Origin of the sequence: Burkholderia sp. Bp9012, assembly GCF_003853825.1 — a bacterium.
GTDB lineage: Bacteria > Pseudomonadota > Gammaproteobacteria > Burkholderiales > Burkholderiaceae > Burkholderia > Burkholderia diffusa.
On record NZ_QTQA01000003.1, the window covers coordinates 119,152 to 132,264 of the forward strand.

Below are 13,113 nucleotides of genomic sequence, written 5' to 3' on the forward strand. Positions count from 1 at the left end.
CGGGGCGCGAGCGCCGTGCGCGGCGCGCCCCGCCGAATCCCGTTCGGCACCACGGGCAGCGGCCACATCATCGACGCGACCGCCACGCTCGGCGACGGCTTCAACTCGGCGCCGTCGTCCACGCGCAGCCAGTTCGCGGCCGGCGTCGGCATCGTGCACCGCTTCTGAACGTCGCCGCACGCAGCTTCGCCTATTTTTTGGAATCACGTTCCACTTTGTTATCTACTGGAATACTATTCCACAATTATCGGAGCATCTTCCGCCGCGCGTCGAATCCGGGCGCGCGACGGAACGACATGAAGGAGACGTGGACATGGGTGCGGTGCAACAGGACTGGGACGAGGAAGTGGACCTGCTGGTATTCGGCGCGGGGGCGGCGGGCATGACCGCCGCGCTCGTCGCGCATCACGAAGGGCTTGCGGTCCTCGTCTGCGAAAAAACAGCCGTGGTGGGCGGCATCACGTCCACGTCGGGCGGCACGACGTGGGTGCCGGGCACCCGCCTGAGCGTCGACGCGGGCGTGCCCGACAGCGTCGACGATGCGCGCCGCTTCCTGCAGTCGGTGGTCGGCGCACGCGGCGGCGACGACGCACGCGAAGCCTTCCTGCAGAGCGGCCCCGATGCGATCGACGAGCTCGCGCGCATCAGCGAAGTCAAGTTCGTGGCCGCCGCCGCGCATCCCGATTACGTGAACGGCCCCGGCGCGGCCTATGGCGGGCGGGCGCTCGTGCCCGCGCCGTTCGATGCGCGCGTGCTCGGCCGCGCATTCGCGCGCGTGCGCCCGCCTCGCAAGGAGTTCATGGGGCTCGGCGGGATGATGGTCGCGCGCGCCGACCTCAATGCGCTGCTCGCGCCGTTCGCATCGGCCGCGAACTTCAAACGCACGGTCGCGGTCGTCGGCCGCTATGCGATGGACCGCCTGCGTTTTCCGCGCGGCACGCAGCTCGTAATGGGCAACGCGCTCGCCGCGCGGCTCTATTACAGCCTGCTCAAGCGCCAGGTCGAGATTCGCTTCGACACGCCACTACTCGAACTGGTACGCGACGACGGCCGCGTCACCGGCGCCATCGTCACGACGCCGGACGGCGGCCGCAGGCGAATCGGCGCGCGGCGCGGCGTGGTGCTCGCGACCGGCGGCATCACGCGCCATCCGTCGCTGCGCCAGCAGTTCTTCCCCGCCGCGGCCCGGCCGCTGTCGCTGTCGCCGGCGACGCACACCGGCGACGGCGTCGACCGCGCGCAGCGCGTCGATGCGCGGGTCGAAAACGGCGGCGACAGCCCGGGGCTGTGGATGCCGTGCTCGATTCGCCGTGCCCCGGGCGGCGACGGCGACAGCGTCTGGCCGCACATCATTCTCGATCGCGCGAAACCCGGCCTCATCGCGGTCAACAGCCGCGGCGAGCGCTTCGTCAACGAGTCGGACTCGTATCACGACTTTGTGATGGGCATGCTGCGCGACAGCGGCAATGGGCCCAGCGTGCCGGCCCATCTGATCGTCGATGCGGCGTTCATCCGGACCTATGGCCTCGGCCTGCTGATGCCGGCGCGCAGCGCGGCGCGCATCGCGGCGTTCGAGCGTGCCGGCTATCTGGTCAAGGGCGCGACGCTGGCCGAGCTGGCAGCGAAATTGCAGGTGGATGCGAACGGCTTGGCGCGTACCGTCGCGACCTACAACCGCGACGCCGCCAACGGCGAGGATCCGGCGTTCCAGCGCGGCAGCAGCCCGATGAGCCGCTTCAATGGCGACCCGGCGCAACAGCCGAACCCGTGCATTCGCCCGATCGGCGCCGGGCCCTACTATGCCGTGACCGTATGGCCCGCCGACCTCGCGTGCAGCGCGGGGCTGAGCGGCACGGCGAACGGCGAGGTGGTCGACGTCGACGGGCGCGTGATTCCCGGCCTGTTCGCGTGCGGCAACGATCTCGCGTCGATCTTCCGCGGCACCTATCCGGGCCCCGGCACGACGCTCGGCCCGGCCATCGTATTCGGCTGGCGCATCGCGAAATTCGTCGCGCGACGCGACGCGGGGTCGACGGGCACATCGGCCGCGACCACCGCGCATCGCTCGACCTGCGACAGCGCCCACGGCTGACGAACGCGCCGGCACGGCACAGGCAAGCCGAGCCGGCTCAACCCATCGAGGAGGAATCGTTCATGCAATGTATCGTCAACCGCCACGCGTTGAACATGCCGAAACTGGGGCTCGGCACGTGGCCCATGCTCGGCGACGACTGCACGCGCGCGGTCGCGCTCGCGCTGGAGTCGGGTTATCGGCACCTCGATACCGCGGCCGCATACGAGAACGAAGCGGCGGTCGGCGAGGCCATCGCGGCGTCGAACGTCCCGCGCGAGCAGATTCACGTGACCAGCAAAGTGTGGTGGGACCAGTTGAGCCCCGAACGCATGCGGAAATCGCTCGACAACACGTTGCGCGCGCTGCGCTCCGACTACGTGGACCTGTTCCTGATCCACTGGCCGGCGCCCGACTGGAATCTTGCCGAGACGATCGACACGCTCGTGTCGTTCAAGGAGCAAGGACGCGCCCGGGCGATCGGCGTCGCGAACTTTCCGCTTCCGCTGTTGCGCGATGTCGTTGAAAACCGGCAGGCACCGCTGGCCGCGATACAGGTCGAGTACCACGTGCTGCTGGGTCAGGCGCGGCTGCTGCAATTCGCGCGCGAGCACGACATGGCGCTGATCGCGTACAGCCCGCTCGCGCGCAACCGCGTGTCGGAGATTCCGGAGCTGCAGCGGATCGCCGACAAGCATCGCGTGCTGCCGACCCAGGTCGCGCTGAAATGGCTGCTTGACCAGCCGAACGTGGCCGCCGTGCCGAAGGCGGCCGGACAACGCAATCAGCTCGCCAACCTGGCATCGCTCGACGTGGACCTGGACGACGCCGATCGTGCGCTGATCGGCGGCCTGCCGAAGAACCAGCGCCTCGTCAGCCCGGCTTTCGCGCCGCAGTGGGACCCGTCTGAATGAAGAACCGGGGTGGGGCATTGCGCACGCCCCGAGGTCCGGCGCTCAATGGATTCAGCAACCGGAGTGCGACTCCGTTTCCGAGATTACAGAGTCGCGCCCGTTGATAGGACAGATGCTTTTATCAGGTGAATGGCCAACAAACGGTATGCCGAACCTCCCGTTCTGCTGGCGACTCGAGAGTGATACGGTGAACGCCGAATGGCTGCACCGCGTGCGCTGCCTGCATTCGCAAAGGCACGCCGCTCCCGCGCTGTCCAAGCACCAGCCGCGCGACTTCCGCTGCCCACGCTCGCTCTATTCGAGCGAGATCATGTCAACGCGCCGCTCCCGCCCCCCCTCCAGACCACGCGCTTCCCGCGTGATCGCCGCCGCAGCGCTCCCCGATCCCGACTAGCGCCAGTTGCGAAATCCGACAACACACTTTCAACCATCCAGACAACAATCGAAGAAAAAAAGGGCGAGCAAAATCCGCGGCTCGCCCTTAAAATGCACCGCTTAGTTAATTTCTACAGCTAACCAGGCTGCACGATCAGGATCTGCGAAGCCCGCATCCGCGCATGCATGCAACGCGGCGCCGCCTCCATATGATCGAACAGGGCCACCCGCTGCGCCCTCTTCCTGCCTTCGATGCAGCCCAGGCGCAACCGGATAGAAGACACTCATGTCCAAGCAATCAACTGCAGGGCCGATTCATGCTTCGGCCCGAATCGGCCTGATCGCCGCGGGATTGGTCTCGCTGCTTCTCGGGCTCTATTTCATCATCGGCGGCGGCATGCTCGTCGCACGCGGCGGTAGCTGGTATTACCTGCTGGCAGGGCTCGCGCTGTGCGCGACCGGCGTCCAGCTCGCCCGCCGTCGCTCCAGCGCGGTCGCGATCTACCTCGTCATGCTGATCGCCACGGCGCTGTGGGCCGTCTGGGAAGTCGGCTTCGCGTTCTGGCCACTCAACGCGCGGATCTTCATGTTCTCGATGATCGGCATGCTGCTCGTGACGGTCTGGCCGCTGCTGCGCCGTGCCGAAGGCAAGGCGCCCGCACGAGGCGCGGCATGGGGCATCGCCGCCGTGCTGCTCGCCTGCAACGGGGTGTTCGTCTACGGGATGTTCGTGCCGCACGGCACGTTCGGCACCGAGACGCCCGCGCCGGCGGCGGGCATCGCAGGCACCGAGGACTGGACGGCCTACGGTCACTCGGCCGGCGGCGACCGCTTCGCGGGCTACACGCAGATCAACCGCGACACGGTGAAGAACCTGCAGGTTGCATGGACGTTCCACACCGGCGACACGCCGCTCAGCCCGGACGGCGGCGGCTCGGAAGACCAGGAAACGCCGCTGCAGGTCGGCAAGACGCTGTTCCTGTGCTCGCCGCACAACACGGTGATCGCCGTGGACGCCGCAACCGGCACCGAAAAATGGCGCCATGCGTTTCCGACCAAGACGACGGTCTGGGTGCGCTGCCGCGGCCTCGCCTACTTCGACGCGGACAAGCCGCTCGTGCAGCCGACCGTCGCCGGTTCGACGCCGGTCCTGCCGATCGCCGCGTCCGGCGATCCGGCCGTGTGCCGCCGCCGCATCTTCATGAACACGATCGATGCGAAGCTCGTCGCACTCGATGCCGACACCGGCAAGCTCTGCGACGCATTCGGCGATCACGGCATCGTCGACATGAAGGCCGGCCTCGGTAACGCGAAGAGCCCGCTGTACGAACTCACGTCGGCGCCGACGGTCGCTGGCACAACGGTGGTCACGGGTGGCCGCGTGGCCGACAACGTGTCGCTCGACATGCCCGGCGGCGTGATCCGCGGCTTCGACGTGATGACCGGCAAGATGAAGTGGGCGTTCGATCCGGGCAATCCGGACGATCACGCGGAGCCGGCACCGGGCAAGATCTTCACGCGCTCGACGCCGAACGTGTGGGCGCCGATGACCTATGACGCGACGTCGAACACGATCTACATGCCGGTGGGCAATGCGGCGATCGACCTGTGGGGCGTGAAGCGCACCGCGCTCGACGAGAAGTACGGTGCATCCATCCTCGCGCTCGACGCGACGACGGGCGCGGAAAAGTGGCACTTCCAGACCGTTCACCACGACCTGTGGGACTACGACGTGCCGATGCAGCCGACGCTGATCGACTTCCCGATGGAAGATGGCAAGCGCGTGCCGGCGCTGATCGTCGGCACCAAGATGGGCCAGCTGTTCGTGCTCGATCGCGCGACCGGCAAGCCGCTGACGAAGGTCGTCGAACATCCGGTCAAGACCGCGTCGATTGCGAACGAGCCGTATTCGAAGACGCAACCGCTGTCCGTCGGCATGCCTCAGATCGGCGCGGACGTGCTCAAGGATTCGGACATGTGGGGCGTCACGCCGATCGACCAGTTGATGTGCCGCGTGATCTTCCGCGGTATGCGCTACGACGGCCTTTTCACTGCACCGGACACCGATCGTTCGCTCAGCTTCCCGGGTTCGCTCGGCGGCATGAACTGGGGCGGCCTCTCGTATGATCCGAACGCGGACATGATCTACGTGAACGACATGCGCCTCGGCCTCTGGGTCCATCTGGAAAAGGAAAAGAACCGCAGCGGTACATCCAATGGCAACGAATCGGTGAACGCAGGCATGGGTGCGGTGCCGCTCGGCGGCACGCCATACTCGGTGCTGAAGGACCGCTTCTTCTCGCCGCTCGGCATCCCGTGCCAGAAGCCGCCGTTCGGCAGCCTCACCGCGGTCGACCTGAAAACACGTAGCATCGCATGGCAAGTCCCGCTCGGCACCGTGAAGGACACGCGCCTCTACGGCGTGCCGATGCACATGCCGTCGCCGATCGGCATGCCCACCATCGGCGGCTCGCTCACGACGGGCGGCGGCCTCGTGTTCTTCGCCGCGACGCAGGACTACTACCTGCGCGCGTTCGACAGCTCGACGGGCAAGGAAGTGTGGAAGGCGCGTTTGCCGGTGGGAAGCCAGGGCACGCCGATGAGCTATACCCTCAACGGCAAGCAGTACATCGTCATCTCGGCAGGCGGTGCGCGCCAGTCGCCCGATCGAGGCGACTACGTGGTTGCCTACGCATTGCCGGACAACAAGTAAGCGCCTGATTCGACCGGATTGCGTGCGGCATGGTGCGGCAACCCTCGCCGCACCACGCCGCACGCGACGCGTCGCCCCACTGCCGAGGCTGCCCGCCTCCCTTGCCCATGAGTCATTCCCTTCCCGCTTCCCGCCCCCGACGTCACGATGCCGCGTCGGAAAACGGCCGAGCGCGCCGGCCGGCGGCCGGCACACGTGTCGCGCTCCGCATTGGTGTCGCAGCGGCGGCCATTGCCGCACACGCATCCGTGGTCCATGCACAAAGCAGCGTGACGCTGTACGGTGCGATCGACACGAGCATCGAAATCACGAATCCGGGCTCCGGCTACGTCGCGCGGATGGATTCCGGTGCGTATCGCGGCTCGCGCATCGGCGTGCGCGGCGCCGAGGATATCGGCAACGGCGTAAAGATCCTGTTCGATCTCGAGAACGGCTTCGGCTCGACGGACGGCAGTCAGGCCGTCGCCGGCACGTTGTTCAACCGCCAGGCCTGGATCGGCGTGAGTTCGCGCTACGGCACCGTGCGGATCGGCCGCCAGTATTCGCCGATCTACATCCCGTTCAAGGGGCAGCTCGATGCGTTCGGTGCTGGCACGATCGCGTCGGGCCTCGACAATCTGTCGAAAATCACGCCGTACGAAAGCAACGCGATCACGTACCTTTCACCCGAGGTCCATGGCTTCTCGACCACGATCATGGCGTCGTTGCGCGCGCCAACCGACGGCGACGGCAATGGACTGGCAGGCCACATCGAGACGTTCTCGTGGCATGACGGCCCGCTCCGCATTTCATATGCGCACCAGCAAACCCACGGCAGCGGCGCATTGCGCGCCAACCTCGGCGGCGCCTCCTATGCATTCGGCCCGGTGACCGGCTTCCTGTCGTATTTCAATGGCGACGGCGGAACGCCCCACTACCACAACGACGGCGTGTCGGCCTCCGCGCGCTATGCGGTGAGCGCGCGTTTTCGCACGTCGCTGGGGTACACGTGGCTGCGTGACCGGTCGGGCGGCGACAACGACGCCGACCAGTTCAGCGCCGCGTGCGAATACGATCTGTCGAAGCGCGTCCTGCTCTATGCAAGCGCGGCCTGGCTGCATAACCGTGGCCAGGCCGCGTTCACGCTGAAAGGCGTGAACGTGATCGGCCTCACGCCGTCGTGGCCGGGGGCGTCGGTGCGCGGAATCCAGTTCGGGATGATCGACCGTTTCTAGAAGCCACCGCCAGTTGCCGCAAGCAAGGCGAGCAACTGATTCGCTGCCTGCAGCGCCTGCACGGACGTGAATCCCGCTAGACGCGTTCCCGGGTTCCCGGGTTCCCAAACGGATGCTGCGCGCGATCGCCTCGAGCGTGGCGATCGTATCGACCGACTCCGCTTCGGTGCTGCCGTTCCACTGCTCCCGGCCGGGCCGGACGGCGCGCACGAAGCGCTCGGTTTCCGCGAGAAGGCCGCTGTCGCCTGGCAGCACGATGGTTTCCCGCGGCGTCGTGGACGGAACGCCGCGGCGCAGATGAATCTCGGGCGGCCCGGCTTGCGGCGGGCTGTTGAGGAAGGTCGTCTCGAGGATGCCGTCGGTTCCCGTGATCCGCCGTGACGGGGAAACGCCGTGTTGAAGCTGCATGCGATCTGGCCCAGCACGCCGTTCGGCAACGCGAGGCAGGCAGTCACGGTGAGATCGACCTTCGTATCTGATCAGCGCGCAGCGGCACTGACGCACGTCGGCCTTTCGCTGGCCACCATACGGACGATGTTCACCGCATAACTGCCCGCGTCCAGCAGTGCGCCGCCGCTGCGCTCGGGATCGAGCGGACCTGATGCAACGTTTCGGCGCAAGCCAGCGGCATACCTGCGCGTTGTTGCAGCTGTCCCGCACGGTCTACCGTTACGAGTCGGTCGCGCGGGATCAAAGCGCACTGGAAATGCGCATCAAGGAGATCACGGAAGTGCGGGTGCATTACGGTGCGCCCCGCGTGTACGTGATGCTTCGCCGGGAAGGCTGGCGAGATAACCATAAACGCGTCGAACACGTGTATCGGGAACTGTGACTTTCGTTGCGCCACAAACGACCTCGACGGAACAAGTCTGCCCGGCGCAGGCAGCCAAAGCAGTCAGTGAGCGCAATCAAGGAAATCCGGAGTACGGACTTCGTCGCCGATGCGCTGTTTGATGGTCCACGCTTGCGCACGCTCACGATCGTCGACAACTACACGCGGGAATGCCTGGCGATTGAAGTCGACAGCTCGTTGCGTGGCGAGCACGTTGTCGCCGCGCTGACTCGGCTTGCGCAACATCGTCCGCTTCCACGCTATATCAAGGCAGACAATGGCAGCGAATTCATTTCGAAGGCGCTCGACAAATGGGCGTATGAGAACGGCGTGGAGATTGACTTCTCGCGCCCTGGCAAGCCGACCGACAACGCAAAGAATGAATCCTTCAACGGACGCTTTCGGGAGGAATGCCTCAATGCACATTGGTTCTTGTCGCTTGAAGACGCCAGACGCAAAATCGAGGTCTGGCGCGAGTACTATAACGAGGCGCGCCCTCACTCTGCGCTGCAGTGGATGACACCGGCGGAATTCGCCCGCCAGTGCACCGATCGGGCCGGTTCGGCCCGCTCCGAAGAGCCGGAATTTTCCAGCTAAGACTGGGACGGAAATTAGGCCAGCCTCAATCCACGACGAATCATGAATTATGGCTCGAAGATGTCTACGAAAGGCTGGCCGGTCCACTCCCAGGCTCACGCAGTAGGTGGCGCCGGCTTCTCGCGAACCGGTCGCACGCCCACACCACGCCTAGCACGGCGATCATGCTCATTACCGCCGTGAAGTAATTGCCCACTAGATCGAATTCGAGCACCGTCATCCCGCCTCCTTGTGCCGGTCGGCCCTAGCTGTCTCGACATCAAGAAAGCAGGAAGTTGATCGGATAATGTCCGTAGTTGAACTGCGGCACGTCGCGCGCGCCAAAATGCAACGCGCGAATCCGCGCGAGTAATGCTTCTTCGAGCTCCGGATCCCCGAAGCTGCTCGATACGAGTTGGCAGTGCGTAACCGAGCCATCGGGTGCGATGCTCAGACTCACGACCACCTTTCCGGCCGTGATTCCCGGATGCCGGCGCAAGGCGGCGTTAAACAGCGATGACATCATGCTTTTGTCGCGATCGAACACCCACTGGACCTCCTTCAGCGAGCGTTGCGCCACCGAGCTCTCCGTGTTCGCGCCAGCGCCGCCCCCCGCCTCCCGCCCGTTGCCTGCCTGATTGAGGTTACCGCCGACCAGTGCGGCGCGATGCGTCCCGAGATCAACGCCGTGGCCGCGGCTAGTCAAGTCTCGTCCGGCGCCAACCCCGCCGCTGCCGACGGCAGCACTGCGCGAAACGCTGCCTCCGCGGCCTGCATCGCCTCCGGTATCGCGCGGCGCGGCGACAAGGGCGCGGTCGCTCGTTATCAGTCCGGGCGAGGCGGCGCCGAACGCGGCGAGTTGCGCATGCAGCGACGCGAGCGCGGCCTCGCCGGCACTGCCCCGGGGCGCTGCGCGTCGAGCGGCCGCATGTCGGCTCGTTGCCTTCTCGAGCGGCGCAGAACGTACCTGGTGCGGATTGTCGACACGCGGCGGCACGAACGACTCCGTTATCGGCGTCCGGTGCACGGATGGCGGGATCAGTCGCACATACTGGCGCACCGGCGGCGCGGGCGGCACGTTCGGCGACGAAAGTCGATACAATCCTGCGACCAGACCGAATGCGACAATCGGCACGGCGATTTCCGCGCAGATGCGCCGGAACCGGCGCGTATCCTCTCGCTGCAGTTGATCGCCGTGAATAATGCTGTCGCCGAAGGTGATGACGGTATGCATCGTTTTCTCCTCAATGCTCATGCAGCAGCGCGAGACTCACGTGATCAAATCCGGTTCCGCTCACACAGCTCGCGATGACCTTGCGCAGCAACGCAAACGGCACGCGCTTGTCCGCGATGACGTCGATGTCGCCGCCGGAAGATGGAGGCGATGTAGTCGCATGCGCGGTGCTCACTGCGGCCTGCAACCTGCCGAGCACGGCGCCGCGATCGGCGAGCGCGGCATCGACGCTTTCGACAATCTCGGGGCCCACCCGAATGTCGCCCGTGCTGACAGTCACCTGAAGCGCAATCCGCGGCGCCTGCGAAGACGCCGAAACGGGCAACGACACGCGGTCCGCCGTTACGTTCGTCGCGACCCCGGCGGCCGTCATCAACAGAAAGAACACGAGTGTCGTCAGAATGTCGATCAGCGATACAAGGTTCAGTGACATCGCACCGGAGCACCCGGCTCGACGCCGGTTCGCGCGTGCGCGCAACGTTTGTCCGAATGACATCAGCGGGCCTCCTTCCCGCCCGGCGCGTCGCCGAGCGCGATATCCGTAAACAGCGCGGCGCTTCCGTCCCGGCGCACGCCGCGCACGACGTCGAGCACAGGCACCAGATCGCCATACGCGATGCCCGGCGCGGACAGCACGGTCGCACCGGTATGCCGGGGCGCATCGCGCTTGATCACCGTGAGCCATGCGTCGAGACCTGCGAGGTCGTATGCATTTCCACGCTTCGCGAATATGCGTGCAGGCCGTGCGCCGAGCGTCGCACGTACCGCAGTCGCATCGACCACGATTGTCAGCGGCGGGTCGGCGTTCGGCAGTGGCGGGGAGCCGTTGCCCGGCAGGTCGACATCGAAGCTTGTGATATCGAGCGTCTGCAGCAACAGGAAGAACACGAGGACGATCATCACGTCGATCAGCGATACGACGTTCAGTTCCCCGGATGTGCGACGGCGCGCATCGCGCAACGCGGCCCGGTTCGACAGCGCTCGCATGATCAGGCCCGTCCCGCGACGTCGTTGACGAACTTGACTGCCGCCACCTCGACGCGATCGCTGATCTCGTCGGTAAGCGACTGCAACCACGAATGAATCAGCATCATCGGAATCGCGACGACGAGGCCGAACGCCGTGCAGTTCATCGCTTGCGAAACAGCGGCCGACAACTGCCCCTGGCGATCGGCGGGCGACAGGTCGCCGATTGCCGAGAAACCGTGAATCATCCCGACGATCGTGCCGAGCAAACCGAGAAGCGTCGCGACGTTGGCGAACGTCGCGAGATAATGGGTTCGGCGTGACAGCGCCGGCATCATTTCGAGGAGGCTCTCGTCTACCGCCGCTTCCGTGCGCTCGCGCGACGCTCCGTTGTCGACCTGTATCAAGCCGTGGCCAACGATGCGGCCGATCGCGGTCTTTGATCGCTCGGAGAATTCGCGCGCTTCGTCGATGCGGCCTTCGCGGATCAGCGGCAACAGATAGAGCCATAACGAGCGGTTTTCGGCACGCGCACGTGTCAGATACCAGACGCGCTCGGCAGTGATCGACAGTCCGAGCGCGCCAACGATCAGGATCGGGTACATGAAGATGCCGCCGTTCTGAAACGAGCGTGCGATGAATTCGAACAGAGCCATGGTCATTCCTCTCGTGTGGGTGGGGCGAAAATTGATCTGTTTGGCAAACGCGGCCAATCTGGCTCAGCCGAGCGGAATCAGGCGGTAGAAGACCAGCCCGGATTTGTCATCGAGCGGATACGGCACCGCCAGATAGCGCGCACCGTCCTGATCTGAAGGAAGCGCACCCGAAGCCTTCGGGAGCGCCGTTACGGCGGCCGTCGTCGCCGATATTTCGTGCGCGGCGGCCGTTGCCCAGCCGAGCGCCAGCCCGCTGCGGCCGATCGTCACGATCTGCGCGCGGCCGTTTGCGAGGCGCGGCTCCTCCACGGACGACGCGAGCCGGCCACGCAATCGTTCGAAGCCGTTGCGGGCCGTCAGGCCAGCGATGGAAGTCGCAATCGCGGCGCATGTGATCCAGCCGATGCGGTCGGACATACCCGATATGAAATTCGAAAGGTCCATGGCAATCTCCTTGGGCGAGTGATCGGCAACTGCTAAGGATTCCCTTCGTTAGTTGTCGCCTGGGTCGTTCCCGGCAATCCGGCGCTGCCTGAGTTCATTGCGTCGGGTGTCCAGAACAATCAATGCGCGCAGCGCGGCTGCGTCGATCGGCCTGAGCGGCGCGTCGTACAGCCTCGGAGCGCGGTCGACGTCTCCGTCGGGGATCGTCTTCCACGGCGTCAGGATCAGTCCGACGGACGACGCATCGTCAGCGCCGAGCACGTTCGTGCCGGCGGTTCCCGCGTTACGGCTCTCGTCCGGCACCGCCCCACCACTCCCGCGTTCCCGCGTGGCATCGAACTTCGGCCCCGCGCGCATCGCGCGAACCGCGTCGGCTTGCTCGGCAGTCCCGGCTGCGATGGCGGGCACCGCCATCATTCCGGCCGTCGCGATCGTCAGCGCGATTGCTACGCCGGGCCACTTCCTGTCGGGCATCCCGTTCGCATTCCGCTTCGTCGTATCGTTCATTTCGCCTCCGCCGCGTACATTGGACCGGGTTGCGTGTCGCGCACCTGATGCAGCCACGCGAACACAATTGCCCGATCAGGTCTCAAGGTCAGATACGCGCGATATGCGTCTTCTGCTTGTGCGGGATCGTGCAGGTCGACGTCGCACAGAATCCCGAGATCCAGCCGTGCGGGCGCGTAATCAGGATGTGCGGCGATCGCGCGGTGATACGCCAGCAGCGCATCCTTCGGCCGCCCGGCGGCGCGATACAGGCTGCCGAGCCACGTCCATGCGATCGCGTTGGACGGGCTGGCCACCGTCGCGCGTTCGAAAGCGCGAATCGCATCGTCCCGCCTTCCCTGCCGTGCGGCGACAATCCCCTGGTTCGTCGCGACGCCGGACGATTGCGGATACGAGGCAGATAACGCGTCGAATGTTTCGCGCGCCTCGTCGTCGTTGCCCGCCCGCATCGCTCGCAGGCCTGCGGCGAAGCGCTCGCGTGCCGGCGAGTCGGGCCCGGCAGCGGCGATCGCGTCACTCCCGCTCGCCTGGATCGGCGCAGGCGTTGCCGTTCCAGGCGCGACCATCGGGGCACGCACGTCGTGTGCGGAGTCATTCGTGCTCGGCATCGG

The 13,113-nt window shown here is 65.9% G+C and carries 12 protein-coding genes and 1 pseudogene; 6 read left to right on the forward strand and 7 right to left on the reverse strand.

Features of this window, described 5'->3' with window-relative positions; genetic code table 11:
• Positions 1 to 15: 15 nt before the first annotated feature.
• From DIE11_RS36200 to DIE11_RS04745, 6 genes and pseudogenes are all read left to right on the forward strand, one after another.
• Positions 16 to 168, forward strand: coding sequence for a hypothetical protein (locus DIE11_RS36200; RefSeq protein WP_185633729.1), 153 nt, complete (start codon positions 16 to 18; stop codon positions 166 to 168).
• Between the two features lie 145 nt (positions 169 to 313).
• Positions 314 to 2,092: an FAD-binding protein gene (locus tag DIE11_RS04725; protein ID WP_124621858.1), complete on the forward strand. Its 1,779-nt coding sequence runs from the start codon at positions 314 to 316 to the stop codon at positions 2,090 to 2,092.
• Between the two features lie 62 nt (positions 2,093 to 2,154).
• On the forward strand, positions 2,155 to 2,985 hold the full coding sequence (locus DIE11_RS04730; protein WP_124621860.1) for an aldo/keto reductase: 831 nt from the start codon (positions 2,155 to 2,157) through the stop codon (positions 2,983 to 2,985).
• A 661-nt stretch (positions 2,986 to 3,646) separates the two neighbouring features.
• Positions 3,647 to 6,073, forward strand: coding sequence for a membrane-bound PQQ-dependent dehydrogenase, glucose/quinate/shikimate family (locus DIE11_RS04735; protein ID WP_059685886.1), 2,427 nt, complete (start codon positions 3,647 to 3,649; stop codon positions 6,071 to 6,073).
• A gap of 107 nt (positions 6,074 to 6,180) precedes the next feature.
• Entirely contained in the window at positions 6,181 to 7,287 is a 1,107-nt protein-coding gene (locus DIE11_RS04740) for a porin (RefSeq protein ID WP_124621862.1), read from the forward strand.
• Between the two features lie 595 nt (positions 7,288 to 7,882).
• A pseudogene (locus DIE11_RS04745) lies at positions 7,883 to 8,716 on the forward strand (IS3 family transposase); the annotation flags it as partial.
• A gap of 259 nt (positions 8,717 to 8,975) precedes the next feature.
• Here the strand turns inward: DIE11_RS04745 and DIE11_RS04750 are convergent.
• From DIE11_RS04750 to DIE11_RS36205, 7 genes are all read right to left on the reverse strand, one after another.
• Positions 8,976 to 9,929: a TonB family protein gene (locus DIE11_RS04750; protein WP_185633717.1), complete on the reverse strand. Its 954-nt coding sequence runs from the start codon at positions 9,927 to 9,929 to the stop codon at positions 8,976 to 8,978.
• Positions 9,930 to 9,939: 10 nt separating this feature from the next.
• The gene (locus DIE11_RS04755; RefSeq protein ID WP_185633718.1) at positions 9,940 to 10,407 is read right to left on the reverse strand and encodes a biopolymer transporter ExbD; all 468 of its coding nucleotides are present in this window, start codon (positions 10,405 to 10,407) and stop codon (positions 9,940 to 9,942) included.
• A 17-nt stretch (positions 10,408 to 10,424) separates the two neighbouring features.
• Positions 10,425 to 10,916: a biopolymer transporter ExbD gene (locus DIE11_RS04760; protein ID WP_124621868.1), complete on the reverse strand. Its 492-nt coding sequence runs from the start codon at positions 10,914 to 10,916 to the stop codon at positions 10,425 to 10,427.
• A 2-nt stretch (positions 10,917 to 10,918) separates the two neighbouring features.
• A complete protein-coding gene (locus DIE11_RS04765) occupies positions 10,919 to 11,551 on the reverse strand; it encodes a MotA/TolQ/ExbB proton channel family protein (RefSeq protein ID WP_124621870.1) in 633 nt (210 codons plus the stop codon).
• Positions 11,552 to 11,614: 63 nt separating this feature from the next.
• Complete coding sequence (locus tag DIE11_RS04770) at positions 11,615 to 11,995, reverse strand: hypothetical protein (RefSeq protein WP_124621872.1); 381 nt, start codon at positions 11,993 to 11,995, stop codon at positions 11,615 to 11,617.
• Positions 11,996 to 12,043: 48 nt separating this feature from the next.
• Positions 12,044 to 12,412: a hypothetical protein gene (locus DIE11_RS04775; protein ID WP_185633719.1), complete on the reverse strand. Its 369-nt coding sequence runs from the start codon at positions 12,410 to 12,412 to the stop codon at positions 12,044 to 12,046.
• An 86-nt stretch (positions 12,413 to 12,498) separates the two neighbouring features.
• Positions 12,499 to 13,110, reverse strand: coding sequence for a tetratricopeptide repeat protein (locus tag DIE11_RS36205; protein WP_185633720.1), 612 nt, complete (start codon positions 13,108 to 13,110; stop codon positions 12,499 to 12,501).
• Positions 13,111 to 13,113 lie beyond the last annotated feature (3 nt).